Below are 20,362 nucleotides of genomic sequence, written 5' to 3' on the forward strand. Positions count from 1 at the left end.
TACGTTGCAAGCGGCTTGTGCGGCGCGGCAGACGCTTTCATCGGGTCCTGACGTAGCTGCCCGGCGCATCCTCGATCGCGGGCAGCGCGCCTGCGCCCGGCACGCGTGCGCCGTCCGCAGCGACGGTCGCGGGTGCGTGCGCGCGGAGCCAGTCCGCCCAGTCGTTCCACCAGCTTCCCTTCACCTCGCGCGCGCCCGCAACAAACGCATCGAGCGACTCGGCGGGCTGGTCGTTGATCCAATGCTGGTATTTGCCCGCGGCCGGCGGGTTCACCACGCCGGCGATATGCCCCGATCCGGCCAGCACGAAGCGCAGCGGGCCGCGCAGATGCTCGGTCAGCTTCCAGACGCTTTCGGCCGGCGCGATATGATCCTCGCGCCCGGCCTGCACATAGGCCGGCGTCTCGACCGTGCGCAGATCGAGCGGCACGCCGCCGACCGTCATCGCACCAGGCTGGACGAGCAGATTGTCGCGGTACAGGTCGGTAAGATAGGCGAGATGCCATCTGGCGGGCAGGTTGGTGACGTCGCCGTTCCAGTGCAGCAGGTCGAACGGCACGTAATCCTTGCCGAGCAGATAGTTGTTGGTGACGTAATTCCAGATCAGGTCGCGCCCGCGCAGCAGGTTGAAGGTCGCGGCGAGATAGCGGCCGTCGAGGAACCCCTGCGGGCTGAGCGTCGCGATCATCTTGAGCTGCTCGTCGTCGACGAAGTGGAGCAACTCGCCCGCACGGGTGAAATCGACCTGCGCGGTCAGAAAGGTCGCGCTCGCCACCTTGCCGGCCTGCTCCTTCGCGGCGAGCCACGCCAGCGTCGCGGCGAGCGTCGTCCCCGCGACGCAATAGCCGACCGTATGCAACGCGGGCACGTCGAGGAGATCGCGGACGGTGTCGATCGCCTCGACCTGCGCGGCGACGTAATCGTCCCACATTACCTCGGCCATCGACGCATCCGCCGACTTCCACGACACCATGAACACGGTGATCCCCTGCGCCACCGCCCAGCGGATGAAGCTCTTCTCCGGGGTCAGGTCGAGGATGTAGAAGCGGTTGATCCACGGCGGGAAGATCAGCAGCGGGGTCGCCAGCACCGTCTCGGTGGCGGGCGCGTACTGGATCAGTTCGTAGAGATCGGTGCGTTTGACGACCTTGCCCGGCGTCGCGGCGAGATTGCGCCCGACCTCGAACGCGGTGCCGTCGGTATGCGTCAGCTGCCCGCGCCCGATGTCGGCGAGCATGTTGTTGAGCCCGGTGAGCAGATTTTGCCCGCGCGTCTCGATCGTCTTCTCGATCACCTCGGGGTTGGTCACTGCGAAGTTCGACGGGCTCATCGCATCGACGAAGCCGGACGTCGCGAATTTGAGCTGGGCGCGCGTCCGCTCGTCGACGCCCTCCAGCGCATCGACCCCGCGCAGCATGTGGTCGGCGATCAGCGCATAGCTCTGCCGCATCCAGTCGAACGCCGGGTTGCTGCGCCACGCGGGGTTGGCGAAGCGGCGGTCCTTTTCCTTCGGCCGCTCCGCTTCCGGCGCGGCAGGCGTCGTGAAGCGCTGCCACAGCGCGAGGTAATCGCTCCAGAAATCGCGCGCCTGCTCGGCCACGCTCTCCGGCGGCGCGAGCGGGACGCCCGCCTCCAGCATCAATTGCTGCGCGCGGCCCATCAGCCATGTCCAATGCTGGAGATCGGCGAGGTCGGACAGCGTGGTCGGCGGCGGGGCATTTGGCTCGGTCACGCGAAATCCTCTCTCTCGGCTGCCGTAACGTAACGACGTTGCAGCGCGAAGTCAGGTCCACGGCTTTTTGTTGCGCGGGGTGCCCGGCGCGCGCGAATGGCTGTATAGCCGGCGGCGCAAAGGAGTATCAGCCCCGTGTCCGACGAATTCTACCGCATGAAGCGCCTGCCGCCCTATGTCATCGCCGAGGTCAATGCGATGCGGGCACAGGCGCGTGCGGGTGGCGAGGACATCATCGACCTCGGCATGGGCAACCCCGACCTGCCGCCGCCCGACCATGTGATCGCCAAGCTGATCGAGGTCGCGCAGAAGCCATCGGCGCATGGCTATTCGCAGTCGCGCGGCATCCCCGGCCTCCGGCGGGCGCAGGCCAATTATTACGGTCGCCGCTTCGGGGTCGATATCGACCCCGAGACCGAGGTGGTGGTGACGATGGGGTCGAAGGAGGGGCTGGCGAGCCTCGCCACCGCGATCACCGCGCCCGGCGACGTGGTGCTCGCGCCCAACCCGAGCTACCCGATCCATACCTTTGGCTTCATCATCGCCGGCGCGACGATCCGCGCGGTGCCGACGACGCCCGACGAACATTATTTCGAGAGCCTGCAACGCGCGATGGAGTTCACGATCCCGCGCCCGAGCGTGCTGGTCGTCAACTATCCCTCGAACCCCACCGCCGAGACCGTCGACCTCGCCTTCTACGAGCGGCTGGTGGCGTGGGCGCGCGAGAACGAGGTGTGGATCCTGTCCGACCTTGCCTATTCGGAGCTGTATTTCGACGGCAAGCCGACCGTCTCGATCCTCCAGGTGCCGGGCGCCAAGGATGTCGCGATCGAGTTCACCAGCCTGTCAAAGACCTATTCGATGGCCGGGTGGCGGATCGGCTTCGCGGTCGGCAACAAGAAGCTGATCGCGGCGATGACGCGCGTGAAGTCGTACCTCGATTATGGCGCGTTCACGCCGGTGCAGGCGGCGGCGTGCGCGGCGCTCAACGGACCGCAGGACATCGTCGAGAAGAACCGCCAGCTCTATCACAAGCGCCGCGACGTGCTGGTCGAGAGCTTCGGCCGCGCCGGGTGGGACATCCCTGCCCCGCCCGCGAGCATGTTCGCCTGGGCACCGCTGCCGCCGGCGTTGAAGCATCTGGGATCGCTGGAGTTCTCCAAGCAGTTGCTGACCCACGCCAAGGTCGCGGTCGCGCCGGGGGTCGGTTACGGCGAGAATGGCGAGGGGTTCGTGCGGATCGCGATGGTCGAGAACGAGCAACGGCTGCGGCAGGCGGCGCGTAACGTGAAGCGTTACCTGCAGAGCATGGGGGTCAACACGCCGGGCAAGGTCGCGGGGTGAGATAAGGGGCGACCTGCTCCCCCTTGCCGTCGCCCCGGACTTGATCCGGGGCCCCGCTTCTTTTTCGGCTTGTAGTACCTACCCACCCCCGTTCGCCCTGAGCTTGTCGACGGGCGTGTCCCGACCCGTGCTTCGACAGGCTCAGCACGAACGGGCGCGGTGGTTCGCCGCTGGCGAGAAGAAGCGGGATCCCGGGTCGAGCCCGGGATGACGAGGGGGTTTAGGGGCAAGGCTATCCGTCATTGCGAGCGTAGCGAAGCAATCCAGGGCCTCCTGGTCCGACTCTGGATTGCTTCGCTACGCTCGCAATGACAGTTGGCGACCGAACACGAAAAAGGCCGGCCGCTCCTTCGAGCGACCGGCCTTTTTCATCCACACCGGAGCGACGGGATCAGCCGTCGTAATCGGCACCGAGATTCTGGTTGCGCGGCGGCGCGACGGCGGTGAGGCGCAGCGCCTCGGCCGAGGCGGCGAGGCTGCCGATCGCATCGGCCTCTTCCTCGTCGTCGATCTGGACGCGCTGGAGGCTCTGCACCACCGACTCGTGCAGATCCTTCGGACGGACCGTCTCCTCGGCGATCTCGCGCAGCGCGACCACCGGGTTCTTGTCGCGATCGCGATCGATCGTCAGTTCGGCTCCGCCCGACACCTGCCGCGCGCGCTGGGCGGCGAGCAGGACCAGATCGAAACGGTTCGGGATCTTGTCGACGCAATCCTCGACAGTGACGCGCGCCATCCGCGTATCCTCTAATCGGTAAACTCAGGGAAGCTGGAGCAGGTACGCGCCGGCGCGCCATCCGTCAAGGAAAGGCTGCGCTTGCCCGGCGGCGGCGCAGACGCCATCTGCGGGACCATGGAGGACACCGCCCCGCAACCCGTGTTCACCGTCGACGGCAACCGGCTGACCCTGCTCGACACCGGCCCCCGGCGACTCGAGGCGGTGCTGGCGCTGATCGACGGCGCGCGCCGGTCGCTGCGCGTCCTTTACTACATCTACGCCGACGACACGACCGGGCGGCGCGTCAACGCCGCGTTGATCGCAGCGGCGCAGCGCGGAGTCGCGGTCAAGCTGATCGTCGACGGCTTCGGGAGCGAGGGCGACGACTTCTTCGATCCGCTGCGCGATGCGGGGGTGTCGGTGTGCCGCTTCTCGCCGCGCGTCGGACGGCGCTATCTGCTGCGCAACCACCAGAAGCTGGCGCTCGCCGACGCCGAGGACGCCGCGAAGATCATCATCGGCGGCTTCAACATCGAGGACGATTATTTCGGCACGCCCAAGGAGCAGGCGTGGCGCGACCTCGGCTTGCTGGTCGAGGGACCGGCGGCGGCGCGGATGGCGGGCTATTTCGACGCGCTGGAGGAGGGCATTCACGGCGGCGGGAAGGTCCGGCGGCTCAACAAGGCGCTCGCGCAATGGAGCGAGCGCGAAGGAAAGCTGCGCTGGCTGATCGGCGGGCCGACGCGGCACCTGTCGCCCTGGGCGCGCGCGATCCGCGCCGACATGCGCCACGCCAAACGGATCGACATCATCGCCGGCTATTTCACCCCGAGCCCGACCGTGCTGCGGCGGCTCGACCGCGCGGGAAAGCGCGCGGCGACGGTGCGGGTCGTCACCGCGTCGCGCTCTGACAACAATGTCACGATCGCGGCGTCGCGGTTCACCTATGCCGGGCTGCTGCGGAAAGGCGTGCGGATCTGGGAATATGCCGCGACCAAGCTGCACACCAAGCTGTACGTGGTCGACGACGCGACCTGGATCGGCAGCGCGAACTTCGACATGCGCAGCCTGTTCATCAATCTCGAGCTGATGCTGCGGATCGAGGATGCGGCGTTCGCCGCGCACGTTCGGGGCTATGTCGATGGCGAGATCGCACAGTCGAACGAGGTGACGGTCGACGCTTATCGCGCGGCGACCGGGTGGTGGCAGCGAGGCAAGCAGTTCGTGGCGTATCTGCTGACCGCGGTCGCCGATCCGGCGATCTCGCGCGGGCTCAATTTCGGAATCGACGAGTAGCTTCCTTCGTCACTGCGAGCAGAGCGAAGCCGTCCAGAGCCGGACCAGGACGCCCTGGATTGCTTCGGTCCGCTCGCAATGACGGCTAACCCTTCCTTGCGTCGCCCCGGACCTGATCCGGGGTCCCGCTTTCTGGCGACGTGTGAACAAGAAGAAGCGGGGGCCCGGATCAAGTCCGGGGCGACGAGTGACGGATCACTCAACCGCCACGGCCAACGCTTCCTCTTCCTGCGCCTGTCGCGCCCACATCTCCGCGTAAAGCCCGCCCTGCGCCAGCAGCGCCGCATGCGTGCCGCGCTCGACGACCTGCCCCGCCTCCAGCACGACGATCTGGTCGGCGTTGACGATCGTCGACAGCCGGTGCGCGATCACGATCGTGGTGCGGCCGCGCTCGATCGCCTCCAGCGTCTCCATGATCTCGGCCTCGGTGCGGCTGTCGAGCGCGCTGGTCGCTTCGTCGAGGATCAGGATCGGCGGGTCTTTCAGCAAGGTGCGCGCGATCGCGACGCGCTGCTTCTCGCCGCCCGACAGCTTCAAACCGCGCTCCCCGACGCGCGTGGCATAGCCGTCGGGCTGGCGCTCGATGAAGCCGGCGATCGCCGCGCCGCGCGCCGCCTGCTCGATCGCGCGCTGATCGGCGTCGGCGCGACCATAGGCGATGTTATAGCCGATAGTGTCGTTGAACAGCACCGTGTCCTGCGGGACGATCCCGATCGCGGCGCGCAACGACGGCTGCGTGACCTTCGCGATGTCCTGTCCGTCGATCGTGATCCGCCCGCCGCTGACGTCGTAGAAACGGTACATCAGCCGCGCGAGCGTCGACTTGCCCGCGCCCGACGGCCCGACCACCGCGCAGGTGGTACCCGCCGGCACGTCGAGGTCGATCCCCTTGAGGATCGGCATCCCGGCGTCATAGCCGAACATGACATTCTCGAACCGCACCGCGCCGCGCGACACCAGCAGCGCCGGCGCGCCGGGCGCGTCGACCACTTCGGACGGCGTGTCGATCAGATCGAACATCGCGCCCATGTCGATCGCGCCCTGTCGGATCGTGCGATAGACCATCCCGAGCAGGTCGAGCGGCCGGAACAGCTGCGAGAGCAACGTCGAGACAAGCACCACCTCGCCCGCGGTGAAGCGGCCCTGGCTCCAGCCATAGGCGACCCACGCCATCCCGCCGCCGAGCATCGCATTGGTGATCGCCGCCTGCCCGATGTTGAGCCACGCGAGGCTGTTCTCGCTGACCACCGCGGCATCGGCATAGGCGCGCATCGCGCGGTCGTAGCGCTGCGCCTCGCGTTCCTCGGCACCGAAATATTTGACAGTCTCGAAGTTGAGCAGCGAGTCGACCGCGTGCGCGACCGCGCCGGTGTCGAGATCGTTCATCCGCTCACGCAATGCCGAACGCCAGTCGGTCACCAGCCGCGTGAACCAGATGTAGAGCGCGACCATCGCGACGGTGCCCGCGACCAGTTGCCAGCCGAACTTCACCCAGAAGATGCCGAGCACCAGCGTCAGTTCGAGCACCGTCGGCGCGATGTTGAACAGCAGGAAATAGAGCATCGTGTCGATGCTCTTGGTGCCGCGCTCGACCACCTTCGTCACCGCGCCGGTGCGGCGTTCGAGGTGGAAGCGCAGCGAGAGCTGGTGAAGGTGGCGGAAGACGCGCGCCGCCAGCCGGCGGGTCGCCTCCTGCCCCACCCGCTCGAACACGGTGTTGCGCAGATTGTCGAACAACGTCGTGCCGAAGCGCGCGGCGGCATAGCCGACCACCAGCAGCACGACGAGCGACAGCGGCGTGGTCGGCACCGCCATGCCGTCGACCGCGCCCTGCAGCGCGAAGGGCGCGCCATAGACCTGCACCAGCTTCGACAGCACGACCAGCAGCATCGCGCCGACTACGCGCGCCTTCATCCCCGGCGCGTCGGCGGGCCAGAGATCGGGCAGGAAGCGGCGGAGCGTCGGCAGAAGCGGGCGCTCGGCGGCGGAGGAGGTCGATCTGTCGGGTGGCATGGGTGACGGGGATGTCGTGCGCGACAGCACGCGCGTCAACCGTCCCGCGGTGGGACCGGTCGCCGATCGGAACACGCCGGAAGGGCGATCGTTTTATCCGCGAAGGGAAGACGAGATGGAAGCTGCGTTCTTCGTCATGGCGATCATGGGGTGCGGCGACGCCGCCGCGACCTGCGCCACCACCCGTGTCGAGCCGGCGCATTATGCGACGGTCCAGCAATGCCAGGCGGCGATGCCCGCCGCGCTCGCGCGGAACAACGACCTCGATTTTCCGGTCGTCAGCGCCGCCTGCCAGCGCAACGGCGTGCAGATGGTCGAGCGCGCGTCGGGCAAGGCGCGGGGCTGACGCCCCTGCCCGCCCGCCCCGGCGGGCGCTTCACGTCACCAACTTCTTCAATCCGATCAACGTGTCCGCCTCGGCGGCCGGCTTGTCGGTGCGGATGCGCGCGATCCGCGGGAAGCGCATCGCCAGCCCCGATTTGTGCCGCTTCGACTCGTGGATCGAGTCGAACGCAATCTCCAGCACCAGCGACTTCTCAACCTCGCGCACCGGGCCGAAGCGGTTGAGCGTATGCTGGCGGACAAAGCGGTCGAGCTGCGCGATCTCCTGATCGGTGATCCCCTGATAGGCCTTGCCGACCGGCAGCAGCTCGCCATCCTCGGTCCAGCAGCCGAACGTATAGTCGCTGTACCAGCTCGACCGCCGCCCGTTGCCGCGCTGCGCGTACATCATCACGCAATCGGCGGTCAGCGGATCGCGCTTCCATTTGTACCACAGCCCGGTGCGCCGCCCCGCAACATAGGGGGAGTCGCGGCGCTTGAGCATCATGCCCTCGATCGCCGCATCGCGCGCACCGGCGCGGATGCCCTCCAGCGCGGTGAAATCCTCCGCCTCGATCACGCGGCTGAGATCAAAGCGGTCCGGGTCGAGCCGCGCGGCGAACGCCTCCAGGCGGACGCGGCGCTCGGTCCATGGCAGTGCGCGCAGATCCTCGGTGCCGTCGAACAATATGTCGTAGAGCCGCACGAACGCCGGTGCCTCGGCGAGCATCTTCGCCGACACGACCTTGCGCCCGAGCCGCTGTTGCAGCGCGTTGAAGCTGCCCGCCTCGCCGCCCTGGAAGTCGCCGCGCACCATCAACTCGCCGTCGACGACGCCATGCGTCGCGAAGGCGGCGGCGACATCGGGAAAGGCGCGCGTCACGTCGTCGCCGGTACGGCTGTAGAGCCGCGTCTCGCCAGCGACATGGACGAGCTGGACGCGGATACCGTCCCATTTCCACTCCGCGGCATAATCAGCGAGGTCGACGCGCAGATCATCGAGCGGGTGCGCGAGCATGAACGGGCGGAACACCGGCACGTCGGCGGCGGTCGGCTGTGCGCCGGTGCCCTCTGCCCAGGCGAACAGCGTCGGGTACGGCGGCTCCAGCCCGTGCCACACTTCCTCGACCGCCTCGACATCGAGCCCGAACGCGTCCGCCAGCGCCTGTTTCGCGAGCCGCGACGACACGCCGACCCGCAACCCGCCGGTGGCCATCTTGAGCAAGGCGAACCGCTCCTCGGCGTCGAGCCGGTCGAGCATCGTGGCGAGCGCGGCAGGCGCATCCGAACGCGACAGGTGTCCGAGCCGATCGACGACGGTCGCGACGGTCAGCGGCTCGGCGGTTTCCGGCGGGTGATCGGGTTCCGGCCACAGCAGCGCGACCGTCTCGGCGGTATCGCCGACATAGTCGCGGCTCATCCGGAACAGCACCGGATCGACGCGCGACTCGACCAACGCGCGGATCACCGCCGGCTTGACGCCGGGCAGGTCGAGCTCGCCGGTCAACGCCGCCATCGCCCAGCCGCGGTCGGGATCGGGCGTGTCGCGCAGGTAATCGCCGATCAGCTTGAGCTTGGCGTTGCGCGACCGGGTGTAGATCAGCGCGTCGAGCAGGGCGGCGAAGGCGTGCACGTCAGAAGATACCCAGGAATTTCTTGCGCTTCTGCCCTTCGACCTTGTCCTTGCGCGGCTTGCCGTCCTTGTCGCGCTGCGCGGCGGCGGGCTTGGCGGCGAGCACCGGCCCGCATTGCGCGGCCTTGGCGTCACCCGGATCGACGAACGCCAGCAGCGCGGCGACCGGCGTGCCGACAATCGCCAGCCCCAGCCCGGCTCCGGCGCGCGCCAGCAGTTGCGGAGAGATCACGTTGAGCGACGGCGACGCGAAATAGCCGCTGACCCCGACCGGCGACTGGCCAGAGAACAGGCTGAACTTCTTCGCGTCGGCGCGGATCGCGAGATCGAGCGCCTCGCTCCTGAAGCTGAAGCCGCCGTTGCCGAGGATCACGTTCTTCTTGGTGTCGATCAGGATCGGATCGGTCGCGGCAACGCCGTTGCGGACGGTGAAGGCGACCAGCCCGCAATTGATCTGCACCGGCTCCTTCAACTCCTGCTCGAACATCTTCTGGATGAACACGCCAAGGTCGATCTCGGCGAGCTGGACGTTGCGCGTCCACAGGCTGCCGTTCGGGATGACGAAGGCGATGCGCCCGTTCGAGGAGGCGAGCGAATCGTGGATCGTGTCGCCGCGCCCCTTCAATTGGATACGGCCGCGGATCGTGCCGCTGGTGCCCGATTCGGCGACGCCGTAACCGGCGAGCAGCCGTCCCAGCGGGGTAGGCGCGAGCCGCACGTCATAGCTGACCGCACTCGGCCGCTGGCGCGTGTCGAAGACGATGTCGTTGGCGAGATCGCCGCGCGCCATCGCCATCGTCAGCGGCGACAGCGCCAGCCGCCCGCGCTCGAGATCGAGCACCATGTCGATGTTCTCGATCGGCAACCGCTTCGATCGCACGCGGTCGATATGCCATTTCAGATCGGCGTCGAACCGCTGCATCGTCGCGATCGGCAAGGCGGCGTCGGGCAGGATCCGCGCCGGCGCGGCGCCGGTCGCGGCGGCGGCGGCGATCGCGCCCTTGGTCGCGACGATATCCGGGTTGAAGCCGATGAATGGCGCGGCGTCGATGATGTCGAGCTGGCGCGTGATCAGCTGCGAGTCGAGGTGGAGCCGCGCGCGGTTGGCGATCGTCAGCCGCCCGCGCACGTCGCTGTCGCCGAACGTTCCGCGCAAATGCGTGAAGCGATATTCCGGTCCGCTCTGCACCAGTTGCGCACGCAGTCGATAGGTGCGCGTATTCGGGATCGCGACGCCGATGATGTCGAGCAAGTTCGCGAGATTGCGCCCGCGCGCCTGCACCGCCAGCGGCACGTTCTCGAACGCCGCGATGCTCGGCAACGTGCCCGCGACGTCGAGCGTGTTGCCGGCAGCGCGCGCGCGCATCACCAGCTCGTTCTTGCCGCGCGCCACGGTGGCGTCGGGCGACAGCAGCCGCGCGACGACGGTGAACGGCGTGCCCCGCAACCGCCCGCCGCCGTCCAGCCCGACCGCCTCGCCGATCCGCGCATCGGTCGAGCGAATCGTGTCGAGCTTGACGTCGGTGAGCAATTGCAGACGCGGATCGAGATAGCGGACCTGTGTGCCGGTGACAGTGGCACGGTCGATGCGCGGCAGGTCGAGCGGCTTGCCACCCTTCTTCTCGCTGAACGTCCAGCTATTGTGGTCGTGCGCCTTCGTCCATTCGAGATCGACCGCGCCGTTGGTCAGGTCGAGCCAGTAGAGCCGCCGCTTGCCGAACAGCAGCGACAGCGGCGAGATGCGCGTATCGATCCGGTCGGCGGTGAACAGATACGGCCGCGTCGCCCACGCCGGATTGGCGATCGCGAGCTTCTCGGCATAGAATTTGATCTTGAGCGGCGCGAAATAGAGCTGGAAGTCGCCGCCGACCGTCACTGGCCGGTTGGTCAGCCCGCCGACGACGCGCTCGAACGTTCCTTTCAGAAACCGGCCCTTGGTAATGAACAGCACCAGCCAGATCGCGGCGAGGATCGCGACCAGCACCATCGCGACGTCGCGCGCAATGCGCCGCCAGCGCGGTTTCGTCTGCGGCGCGGGTGCGGTCGTTGCCATCGCGGTACAATCGCGAAATCGCCGCGCGGGTTCCCTGCGCCCGCTCCCCCTCGGCGGTTGCTTTTCGGGCGATGTCTCGCTATGCGGCCCGCTTCCCGAGCGATCGGCGGATACGGACGGCCCGGCCAACGAGGGCTGCCGCGGCCGTCTCAGTCGATTCGCGCAGCAGAAAGGACGAAAATGCCCAAGCTCAAGACCAAGAGTGGCGTGAAAAAGCGCTTCAAGCTGACGGCCACCGGCCTTCTGAAGCACGGCGTCGCTGGCAAGCGCCACCGCCTGATGAGCCACAACGCCAAGTACATCCGCCAGAATCGCCGCACCAAGGTGCTGTCGAAGGCCGACACCGCCGCGGTGAAGGCCTGGGCGCCCTACGGTCTCAGCTGAGCGAGAAGGAATAGAATATGGCACGCGTCAAGCGGGGCGTAACCACTCGCGCCAAGCACAAGAACATCCTGGAACAGGCCAAGGGCTATCGCGGTCGTCGCAAGAATACGATCCGCGTCGCCCGTCAGGCGGTCGAAAAGGCCGGCCAGTACGCCTATCGCGACCGCAAGGTTAAGAAGCGCACGTTCCGTGGCCTGTGGATCCAGCGCATCAACGCCGGCGTCCGCGCCGAGGGTCTGACCTATTCGCAGTTCATGCACGGCCTGAAGCTGGCGGGCGTCGAACTCGACCGGAAGGTCCTGGCCGACATCGCGATGCACGAGGGTGAGGCATTCGCCGCCATCATCGCGCAGGCGAAGGCGGCACTCCCGCAGGCCGCCTGAGTGCGGACGGCCCGCGACTGCGAGAGCAGACGCGGGACTCGTCACGGCGGGCAGCGGGTCGGCAACGCCGATCCGTCTGACGATGTGACGGATGAGATGCAGAAAGGGCGTCGGTGGCAACACCGGCGCCCTTTTTCGGTCTGGACGTGTCGTGGCCCACTCTCGTCATCCCCGCGCAGGCGGGGATCCAGACGCGCAGGTCTGTCGATAGACGCGCAGACGTCGGAGGTTCTGGATTCCCGCCTTCGCGGGAATGACGGATGTGGGTAAGCGCCCCACGCCGATAACAGCGCGGCGTCTTTAACTGTCCTCGCCCCGCCTCTAACGTCATCCCCGCGCAGGCGGGGATCCAGACACGCGGGTCTGTCGATAGACGCGCTGGCGTCGGGGGTTCTGGATTCGCGCGTTCGTGGGAATGACGAAAAGGGGGCGGGGGATGGAGCGGCAACCATGCGTCTACATCCTCGCCAGCCGCCCGCACGGGACGCTATACATCGGCGTCACCTCGAACCTGCTCGCCCGGCTGATCCAGCATCGCGACGGCACGTTCAAAGGCTTCACCGCCCGCTATCACGTCACCCGACTCGTCTGGTACGAAACAGCCGACACGATGGACGCCGCGATCCATCGCGAGAAGCTACTCAAGAAATGAAATCGCGACTGGAAGCTGCGGCTGATCGAGGAAACGAACCCGCAATGGCTGGACTTGGCGCCAAGTCTCGGCTTGGACGGCACGCATGACGGATAACACGATGACCGACACCGACGACCTCAAGACCCATCTGCTCGTCGCGATCGACGCCTCGGCCTCGCTCGACGCGCTGGAGGCGGTGCGGGTCGATGCGCTGGGCAAGCAGGGGCGCGTCACGCAGCTGCTCAAGACGATGGGCACGCTCTCCCCCGAGGAGCGCCAGGCGCGCGGCCCCGCGATCCACGGGCTGCGCGAGGCGGTGACCAACGCGATCGCGGCGCGCAAAAGCCATCTGGAGCAGGTCGCGCTCGACGCGCAGCTCGCCAGCGAGGCGCTCGACATGACGCTGCCCGCCGACGCGCCGCTCGCGGGCACGGTGCATCCGGTCAGTCAGGTGATGGACGAGCTCGCGGAAATCTTCGCCGACCTCGGCTTCGCGGTGGCGAGCGGGCCGGAGATGGAAACCGACTGGCACAATTTCGGTGCGCTCAACATCCCGGAGACGCATCCGGCGCGCGCGATGCACGACACGTTCTACCTCGCTGGGCGCGAGGACAGCGATCCCAGCGACCGAGAAACGCCGCGCGTGCTGCGGACGCACACCTCGCCGGTGCAGATCCGCACGATGCTGGCCAACAAGCCGCCGATCCGCATCATCGCGCCGGGGCGCACCTATCGCTCGGACAGCGATGCGACGCACACGCCGATGTTCCATCAGGTCGAGGGGCTGGTGATCGACAAGGGAATCACGCTCGGCCACCTGAAGTGGACGCTGGAGACGTTCCTCAAGGCGTTCTTCGAGCGCGACGACATCGTGCTCCGCCTGCGCCCGAGCTATTTCCCGTTCACCGAGCCGTCGGCGGAGGTCGACGTCGGCTATTCGGTCGTCAAGGGCAAGCGCGTGATCGGCGGGTCGGAAGGCTGGATGGAAGTGCTGGGCAGCGGCATGGTCCATCCGAAGGTGATCGAAGCCTGCGGGCTCGATCCGGAAGAATGGCAGGGCTTCGCGTTCGGCTGCGGGATCGACCGGCTGGCGATGCTGAAATACGGCATGGACGATCTGCGCCCGTTCTTTGACGGCGATATCCGCTGGTTGAAGCATTACGGGTTCAGCGCGCTCGACGTGCCGACCCTGTCGGGCGGCGTCGGCACGCCGGCATAGTGTCGTCGTTCCTGCGGCAGGGCACCCATCAAAGTAGTACTTTGATGGGACCCAAGGCAGGAACCCATGGCTGGTGGGTGTGCCACCACGTAGAGACATAGGCTCCTGCCTGCGCAGGAGCGACGGGATACAAGATGAAATTCACCCTCTCCTGGCTCAAGGACCATCTCGACACGACCGCGTCGCTCGACGAGATCCTGGTCGCGCTCACCAATATCGGGCTGGAGGTGGAGGGCGTCACCGACCCCGCCGCCAGACTGGAAGGCTTCACCGTCGCGCGCGTGCTCAGCGCCGAGCGCCACCCGCAGGCGGACAAGTTGCAGGTGCTGTCGGTCGATGCCGGAGACGGGCCGTTGCAGGTGGTGTGCGGCGCGCCCAATGCGCGCGCCGGGCTGGTCGGGGTGTTCGGCAAGCCGGGGGCGGCGGTCCCCGCCAACGGCATGGTGCTCAAGGTCGCCGCGATCCGCGGCGTCGAATCGAACGGCATGATGTGCTCGACGCGCGAGCTGGAGCTGGGCGAGGATCACGACGGGATCATCGAACTGCCCGACGATGCGCCGGTCGGCACCGCCTTCGCCGATTATGCCGGGCTCGGCGATCCGGTGATCGAAGTGTCGGTGACGCCGAACAAGCAGGATTGCATGGGCGTCCACGGCATCGCGCGCGATCTCGCGGCGGCGGGGCTCGGTACGTTGGTGCCGCCGACGGTGCCCGAGGTCGCGGGCGAAGGCGCCGGCCCCGACGTGCGGATCGAGGATGCCGCAGGCTGCCCGGCGTTCTTCGCGCAGGAGGTACGCGGGATCACCAACGGCGCCGCCCCCGAGTGGATGACGAAGCGGCTGCGCGCGATCGGGCAGAAGCCGATCTCGGCCTTGGTCGACATCACCAATTACCTGACTGTCGATCTCGGCCGCCCGCTGCACGTCTATGACAAGGCGAAGCTGTCGGGCGGGCTGGTCGCGCGGCAGGCGCGCGACGGCGAGACGGTTGAGGCACTCAACGGCAAGACCTATACGCTTTCGGCCGGCATGACGGTCATCGCCGACGATGTCGCGGTGCACGACATCGGCGGGATCATGGGTGGCGCGCACTCCGGCGTGTCGGACGCGACCACCGACGTCATCATCGAATGCGCCTATTTCACCCCCGAGGCGATCGCGCGCACCGGGCAGAAGCTGGCGCTGACCAGTGACGCACGCCAGCGGTTCGAGCGTGGCGTCGACCCGGCGTTCCTAGACGACGGGCTGGCGATCGCGACCTTCCTCGTGCTCGAATATTGCGGCGGCACCGCCAGCGGCGTGACCCGCGCGGGCGAGCCGCCGCTCGGCACGCGCAGCTATGCCTATGATCCGGCGCGCGCGGAAACGCTCGGCGGACTCGCGGTCGCGCCCGAGCGGCAGCGCGCGATCCTCGAATCGCTCGGCTTCACCGTCGACGACGCGTGGAACGTCACCCCGCCGACGTGGCGGCGCGATGTGGACGGCACCGCCGATCTGGTCGAGGAAGTGATCCGCATCGAGGGGATCGACAGGGTCGCCCCCGTCCCGCTGCCGCGCACGCCCGGCGTCGCGCGTCCGACCGCCACCCCCGAGCAGCGGATCGAGCGCCGCACCCGCCGCGCCGCCGCGGCGCGCGGGCTCGACGAGGCGGTGACGTGGAGCTTCCTCAGCGAGAAACAGGTCGCGCCGTTCGGTGAGGCGGTGTGGAGGCTGGCGAATCCGATCAGCGAGGAGCTGAAGGTGATGCGCCCGTCGCTGCTGCCCGGCCTGCTCTCGGCGGCCGAGCGCAACCTGCGGCAGGGTGTCGAGACGGTGCGGCTGTTCGAGATCGGGCGGCGCTATCTGCCCGAGGGCGAGCGCGCGACGGTCGGCGTCGTGCTGGCGGGAGACCGCCGTGCGCGCGGCTGGCGTGAGGGGAAGGCCGCCGGGTTCGACGCCTATGACGCCAAGGCCGAGGCGCTCGCGCTGCTGGCGGCGGCCGGCGCGCCGGTCGACAACCTTCAGGTGATGGGCGAGGCGGGCGCGGCCTTCCACCCCGGTCGCTCGGGCACGCTGCGACTCGGGCCGAAGACGGTGCTGGCGGCGTTCGGCGCGGTGCATCCGGCGGTGATGAAGGCGTTCGACCTGTCGGGCCAAGTCGCGGCGGTCGAGCTTTACCTCGACGCGATCCCGGCGAAGCGCGGATCGGGGTTCATGCGGCCGGCCTATGCGCCGCCCGCGCTCCAGCCGGTGCGCCGCGACTTCGCGTTCCTCGTCCCCGCCGACGTCTCGGCCGAGGCGCTGGTGCGCGCGGTCAAGGGTGCGGACAAGGCGACCATCACCCGCGCGCGCGTCTTCGACGTGTTCACCGGCACCGGCGTTGCTGAGGGGCACAAGTCGGTGGCGGTCGAATTGGTGCTGCAACCCGCCGAAAAGAGCTTCACCGACGCCGATCTGAAGGCGATCGCCGACAAGGTGGTGGCCGCCGCCGCCAAGCAGGGAGCGCAATTACGTGGCTGACGACTGGATCCGTATCTCGAACGGCACGCTGACCGCCGCGATCAACCCGCTCGGCGCGGAGCTGTCGTCGCTGACCGACGCCGACGGGCGCGAGCTGATGACCGATGCCGACCCGCGCTTCTGGACCGGGCGCGCGCCGCTCCTGTTTCCGGTGGTCGGGATGACCGCGAACGGTGCGATCAAGGTCGATGGCGTGGCCTACCCGATCGCCAAGCACGGCTTCGCGCGGCGCAGCGTGTTTTCGGTGATCGAGACCAGCGCGACGCGCGCGGTGTTCGCGCTCGCCGACGATCAGGCGACGCGCGCCGCCTATCCCTTCGCGTTCCGGCTGGAGGTGGCGTTCGAATTGCGTGACGTGACGCTGGCGATCGAGGTGACGGTCTGCAATCCGGCGGACGAGCCGCTGCCCGCCAGCTTCGGCTTCCACCCCGCCTTCGCCTGGCCGCTGCCCTACGGACAGGACCGCGCCGCGCACCGCATTGCGTTCGAGAAGGACGAGCCCGGCGCGCTCAAGGTAATCGCCGCCGACGGCACGATCGCCGCGACCGAGCGTCCCTCGCCGCTCGACGGACGCGTGCTGCACCTTGCCGACGATCTCTTCGCCGACGATGCGCTGGTGTGGGCGCCGGTCGAATCGCAGGCGGTGCGCTACGGTGCCGAGGGCGCCCCGCAGCTCGACATCGCTTTCCCCGACACGCCGAAGCTGGGGATCTGGACCAAGCCCGGCGCGGCCTATGTCTGCGTCGAGCCGTGGCACGGCATCGCCGATCCCGAAGGCTATGACGGCGAATATCGCGACAAGCCCGGCGTGTTCGAGGTGCCCGCGCATGGCGAGCAGCGGATCACCATGAGTGTCACGCTGGTGAAGTGACGTGGCTTCGTCGTCTGGCGCTCGACCCTGATCGTCATTGCGAGCGTAGCGAAGCAATCCAGGGCGTCCTGGTCCGGCACTGGATTGCTTCGCTACGTTCGCAATGACGGACGCTGGGTGAGCGAACCTCCGGCTTGAACGTGGGCGCAACAACCCGCGACCAAAGTCCGCTTCACCTCCGCCCTGCCACCGGCTAGGCTCGGCGCAGGAGACGGATGATGCTGAAATCTTTGATGATGATCGCGATGCTGGCAGCGGCGCAGGCGCCCGACAATCCGCATCTGCCCGCGCCGGTCGTCGACACCGTCGCGCCGACCTTGCCCGCCGGGCTGAAGGGCGCGGTGCTGATCGTCTCCAAGACCAACGGCTGGCGGCATTTCGAGCATATCCCGCACTCCAACGAGGTGCTGGGCGACATCGCCAAACAGCTCGGCCGCAAGAGCTTCGCGACCGAAAATGCCGCGGTCTTCAACGATCGCGACCTCGGCCATTTTTCGGTCGTCATCCTCAACAGCGCGAGCGGCAATTTCATGAGCCCCGATCAGCTCGCGGCCTTCGAGCGCTTCGTCGCGCGCGGCGGCGGCGTCGTCGCGCTCCACGCCGCGGGCGACGACAGCCACAAGGAGCCATGGTACGACCGCACGATCATCGGCACGACCTTCATCGGCCACCCCAATGGCGACGACCATATCCAGACCGCGCAGGTGATCGTCGACAAGCCGCAGCATCCGGTGATGGCCGGGGTCGCGCAGACCTTCCCGCTCGCCGACGAATGGTATTCCTTCTCGAACGATCCCGCGACGCGCGGCATGACCGTGCTCGCGCGCGTCGACGAGAAGAGCTACCGCGTCGGCGGCAAGCTGGCGATGGGCGCGTCGCATCCGGTGGCATGGGTCAACCCGCGCACCAAGGGCCGGGTCTTCTATTCGGCGCTGGGGCACGAGCCGGCGGTCTATGACGACGTCAACGTGCGCCGGATGCTGACCAACGCGGTCCGCTGGGCGGCGCGCTGACCCGCAGCGGGGACAAAAGCGATGCCCAAACGCCACGCGGCGCGGCGTGGCGGCTTTTTTCTGCACGGCTATGTTGCAATGCGGCCGTAACCGGCCCCATCCTCTTCCCGTGTTGAGACAATATGAACTGATCGACCGGGTCCTCGATTACGACCCCGACGCCAATGAGGCGATGCTCAACCGCGCCTATGTCTTTTCGGTCAACGCGCACGGGACACAAAAACGCGCCAACGGCGATCCCTATTTCAGCCATCCGATCGAGGTGGCGGGGATCCTGACCGAGCTGCATCTCGACGACGAGACGATCGCCACCGCGATCCTTCACGATACGGTCGAGGATACGGTCGCCACCTCCGAGGAGATCGAGCGGATCTTCGGCGCGAACATCGCGCGGCTGGTCGACGGCGTGACCAAGCTGAGCAAGATCGAGGCGCAGACCGAGAACGAGCGCGCGGCGGAAAACCTCCGCAAGTTCCTGATGGCGATGTCGGGCGACATCCGCGTGCTGCTGGTGAAGCTGGCCGACCGGCTCCACAACATGCGCACCTTGCACTTCATCCCCAAGCCGGAGAAGCGCCGCCGCATCGCCAGGGAGACGATGGACATCTACGCCCCGCTCGCCGAGCGGATCGGGATGTACGAGTTCATGAAGGAGATGCAGACGCTCGCCTTCGCGCAGCTCGAGCCCGAGGCGTATGAGTCGATCACCAAGCGGCTCGAGCAGCTCAAGGAAGGATCGGGCGGCGACCGGATCGCCAAGATCGGCTCGGGGCTCAAGCTGCTGCTCGGCCGCGGCGGGGTCGAGGCGCAGGTGTCGGGGCGCGAGAAGCATCCCTATTCGATCTGGCGCAAGATGCAGGAGCGCCACATCAGCTTCGAGCAGCTGTCGGACATCATGGCGTTCCGCGCGATCGTCCCGACGATCGAGGACTGCTACCGCGCGCTGGGTCTGATCCACCGCCGCTGGCCGGCAGTGCCGGGGCGGTTCAAGGATTATATCTCGACGCCGAAGCGCAACGGCTATCGCTCGCTGCATACCAGCGTGATCCACGCCGAGAACCGCCGCATCGAAATCCAGATCCGCACCCCCGACATGCATGCCGAGGCCGAGTTCGGGCTGGCGGCGCACTGGGCGTACAAGCAGTCGGTCGGCGCGCATCCGGTGCGCACCGATCAGCAGCAGGACTGGATCAAGGATCTGGTCGAGATCCTCGACACCGCCGCGACCCCCGAGGAGCTGCTCGAACATACCCGGATCGCGATGTACCAGGATCGCATCTTCGCCTTCACCCCGAAGGGCGAGCTGATCCAGCTGCCGAAGGGCGCGACGCCGATCGACTTCGCTTATGCCGTTCACACCGATCTCGGCGATCAGGCGGTCGGCGCGAAGGTCAACGGGCGCGTCGTGCCGCTGTCGACCGTGCTGGAGAATGGCGATCAGGTGCAGGTGCTGCGATCGAAGGCGCAGGTGCCGCAGCCGGCGTGGCTGAAGGTCGCGATCACCGCCAAGGCACTCGCCGCGATCCGCCGCCACCTGCGCAACGAGGAGCGCGAGCAGACGATCGCCTTGGGGCGCAAGCTGTACGACGACATCGTCCAGCGCCTGCCCGCGACGCTCGCCGACCATGCGATCGACGAAGCGCTAAAACGGCTGAAGCTCGCCGACGAGGCGGCGCTGATGCAGGCGATCGCGCGCCGCACGCTGACCGACGGACAGGTAATGGAGGCGCTGATGCCGGGATCGGCGGGCGCCGATCTCGCGCATGCGCCGCCGCAGTCGAGCGCGATTTCGATCGCGGGGCTCGCGCCCGGCGTCGCCTATGAGCTGGCCGATTGCTGCCATCCGGTGCCGGGCGACCGGATCGTCGGCCTGCGCCGCCCCGACGCATCGATCGAGGTCCATGCGATCGACTGCCGCGTGCTCGCCGATCTGGCGGAGCGCAGCGAGGACGAGACCGACTGGATCGACGTGCAATGGGGCCACGCCACCGAGGGCGCGACCGCGCGCATCTCGGTCGAGGTTCGCAATCAGCCGGGCGCGCTCGGGATGCTGGCGACGATCATCGGGCAGCACAAGGCGAACATCATCAACCTGCGGCTCGACAATCGCGACACGCAATTCCACACCAATGTCATCGATGTGGAGGTGCACGACGCGCATCAGTTGATGCGGCTGCTGTCGGCCTTGCGCGCGGCGGATGCGGTCAACGCGGCGGAGCGGGTCTGACCTTGGCCGCGTCGCCCCGGAAC

At 67.7% G+C, this 20,362-nt stretch carries 15 protein-coding genes and 1 pseudogene; 11 read left to right on the top strand and 5 right to left on the bottom strand.

All coding sequences use genetic code 11. The features are described from left to right. Nucleotides 1-37 precede the first annotated feature (37 nt). On the bottom strand, nucleotides 38-1,732 hold the full coding sequence (locus FHS97_RS09165) for a PHA/PHB synthase family protein (RefSeq protein WP_343053412.1): 1,695 nt from the start codon (nucleotides 1,730-1,732) through the stop codon (nucleotides 38-40). A gap of 135 nt (nucleotides 1,733-1,867) precedes the next feature. Between FHS97_RS09165 and FHS97_RS09170 the strand changes: the two genes are divergently transcribed. Further along, entirely contained in the window at nucleotides 1,868-3,076 is a 1,209-nt protein-coding gene (locus tag FHS97_RS09170; RefSeq protein WP_028967225.1) for an LL-diaminopimelate aminotransferase, read from the top strand. Nucleotides 3,077-3,467: 391 nt separating this feature from the next. Here FHS97_RS09170 and rpoZ read toward each other — a convergent pair whose 3' ends face one another. Then, nucleotides 3,468-3,812: a DNA-directed RNA polymerase subunit omega gene (gene rpoZ / locus FHS97_RS09175; RefSeq protein ID WP_022687961.1), complete on the bottom strand. Its 345-nt coding sequence runs from the start codon at nucleotides 3,810-3,812 to the stop codon at nucleotides 3,468-3,470. Between the two features lie 117 nt (nucleotides 3,813-3,929). Here rpoZ and FHS97_RS09180 point away from each other — a divergent pair, with 117 nt between their 5' ends. Next, nucleotides 3,930-5,090: a phospholipase D-like domain-containing protein gene (locus tag FHS97_RS09180; protein WP_184036165.1), complete on the top strand. Its 1,161-nt coding sequence runs from the start codon at nucleotides 3,930-3,932 to the stop codon at nucleotides 5,088-5,090. 195 nt (nucleotides 5,091-5,285) lie between these two features. On the opposite strand, the gene FHS97_RS09185 is transcribed toward FHS97_RS09180, so the two are convergent. Beyond that, on the bottom strand, nucleotides 5,286-7,103 hold the full coding sequence (locus FHS97_RS09185; protein ID WP_184036168.1) for an ABCB family ABC transporter ATP-binding protein/permease: 1,818 nt from the start codon (nucleotides 7,101-7,103) through the stop codon (nucleotides 5,286-5,288). Between the two features lie 115 nt (nucleotides 7,104-7,218). Between FHS97_RS09185 and FHS97_RS09190 the strand changes: the two genes are divergently transcribed. After that, nucleotides 7,219-7,449 carry a hypothetical protein gene (locus tag FHS97_RS09190; protein ID WP_184036171.1) on the top strand — a complete coding sequence of 77 codons (231 nt, stop codon included), beginning with the start codon at nucleotides 7,219-7,221 and terminating at the stop codon, nucleotides 7,447-7,449. Nucleotides 7,450-7,479: 30 nt separating this feature from the next. On the opposite strand, the gene FHS97_RS09195 is transcribed toward FHS97_RS09190, so the two are convergent. Both FHS97_RS09195 and FHS97_RS09200 read right to left on the bottom strand, forming a co-directional pair. Beyond that, entirely contained in the window at nucleotides 7,480-9,057 is a 1,578-nt protein-coding gene (locus FHS97_RS09195; protein WP_184036174.1) for a cisplatin damage response ATP-dependent DNA ligase, read from the bottom strand. A 1-nt stretch (nucleotide 9,058) separates the two neighbouring features. Beyond that, on the bottom strand, nucleotides 9,059-11,110 hold the full coding sequence (locus FHS97_RS09200) for an AsmA family protein (protein WP_184036177.1): 2,052 nt from the start codon (nucleotides 11,108-11,110) through the stop codon (nucleotides 9,059-9,061). 180 nt (nucleotides 11,111-11,290) lie between these two features. On the opposite strand from FHS97_RS09200, the gene rpmI reads away from it, so the two are divergent. The 8 genes and pseudogenes from rpmI (at nucleotide 11,291) to FHS97_RS09240 (ending at nucleotide 20,339) form a co-directional block, all read left to right on the top strand. Beyond that, entirely contained in the window at nucleotides 11,291-11,494 is a 204-nt protein-coding gene (gene rpmI / locus FHS97_RS09205; RefSeq protein WP_028967242.1) for a 50S ribosomal protein L35, read from the top strand. A 17-nt stretch (nucleotides 11,495-11,511) separates the two neighbouring features. Continuing rightward, nucleotides 11,512-11,877: a 50S ribosomal protein L20 gene (gene rplT, locus FHS97_RS09210; protein ID WP_159753934.1), complete on the top strand. Its 366-nt coding sequence runs from the start codon at nucleotides 11,512-11,514 to the stop codon at nucleotides 11,875-11,877. Between the two features lie 436 nt (nucleotides 11,878-12,313). Further along, a pseudogene (locus FHS97_RS09215) lies at nucleotides 12,314-12,625 on the top strand (GIY-YIG nuclease family protein). A 4-nt stretch (nucleotides 12,626-12,629) separates the two neighbouring features. After that, nucleotides 12,630-13,730, top strand: coding sequence for a phenylalanine--tRNA ligase subunit alpha (pheS, locus tag FHS97_RS09220; protein ID WP_184036179.1), 1,101 nt, complete (start codon nucleotides 12,630-12,632; stop codon nucleotides 13,728-13,730). 134 nt (nucleotides 13,731-13,864) lie between these two features. Further along, nucleotides 13,865-16,228, top strand: coding sequence for a phenylalanine--tRNA ligase subunit beta (gene pheT, locus FHS97_RS09225; RefSeq protein ID WP_184036181.1), 2,364 nt, complete (start codon nucleotides 13,865-13,867; stop codon nucleotides 16,226-16,228). Then, complete coding sequence (locus tag FHS97_RS09230) at nucleotides 16,221-17,099, top strand: aldose epimerase family protein (protein WP_184036183.1); 879 nt, start codon at nucleotides 16,221-16,223, stop codon at nucleotides 17,097-17,099. The genes pheT and FHS97_RS09230 overlap by 8 nt, the downstream gene beginning before the upstream one ends. A 218-nt stretch (nucleotides 17,100-17,317) precedes the next feature. Further along, complete coding sequence (locus FHS97_RS09235) at nucleotides 17,318-18,112, top strand: ThuA domain-containing protein (RefSeq protein WP_246346565.1); 795 nt, start codon at nucleotides 17,318-17,320, stop codon at nucleotides 18,110-18,112. A 109-nt stretch (nucleotides 18,113-18,221) separates the two neighbouring features. Next, nucleotides 18,222-20,339, top strand: a complete 2,118-nt coding sequence (locus tag FHS97_RS09240) for a RelA/SpoT family protein (RefSeq protein WP_184036189.1) — start codon at nucleotides 18,222-18,224, stop codon at nucleotides 20,337-20,339. Nucleotides 20,340-20,362: the final 23 nt, after the last annotated feature.

The organism is Sphingomonas endophytica, from assembly GCF_014199415.1.
GTDB classification, from domain to species: domain Bacteria; phylum Pseudomonadota; class Alphaproteobacteria; order Sphingomonadales; family Sphingomonadaceae; genus Sphingomonas; species Sphingomonas endophytica.

What these genes read in the sequence shown, in the direction of transcription:
- rpoZ (WP_022687961.1), bottom strand. Translation starts at nt 3,812, where the DNA reads ATGGCGCGCGTCACTGTCGAGGATTGCGTCGACAAGATCCCGAACCGT.
- FHS97_RS09180 (WP_184036165.1), top strand. Translation starts at nt 3,930, where the DNA reads ATGGAGGACACCGCCCCGCAACCCGTGTTCACCGTCGACGGCAACCGG.
- FHS97_RS09185 (WP_184036168.1), bottom strand. Translation starts at nt 7,103, where the DNA reads ATGCCACCCGACAGATCGACCTCCTCCGCCGCCGAGCGCCCGCTTCTG.
- FHS97_RS09190 (WP_184036171.1), top strand. Translation starts at nt 7,219, where the DNA reads ATGGAAGCTGCGTTCTTCGTCATGGCGATCATGGGGTGCGGCGACGCC.
- FHS97_RS09200 (WP_184036177.1), bottom strand. Translation starts at nt 11,110, where the DNA reads ATGGCAACGACCGCACCCGCGCCGCAGACGAAACCGCGCTGGCGGCGC.
- rpmI (WP_028967242.1), top strand. Translation starts at nt 11,291, where the DNA reads ATGCCCAAGCTCAAGACCAAGAGTGGCGTGAAAAAGCGCTTCAAGCTG.
- rplT (WP_159753934.1), top strand. Translation starts at nt 11,512, where the DNA reads ATGGCACGCGTCAAGCGGGGCGTAACCACTCGCGCCAAGCACAAGAAC.
- pheS (WP_184036179.1), top strand. Translation starts at nt 12,630, where the DNA reads ATGACCGACACCGACGACCTCAAGACCCATCTGCTCGTCGCGATCGAC.
- pheT (WP_184036181.1), top strand. Translation starts at nt 13,865, where the DNA reads ATGAAATTCACCCTCTCCTGGCTCAAGGACCATCTCGACACGACCGCG.
- FHS97_RS09235 (WP_246346565.1), top strand. Translation starts at nt 17,318, where the DNA reads ATGCTGAAATCTTTGATGATGATCGCGATGCTGGCAGCGGCGCAGGCG.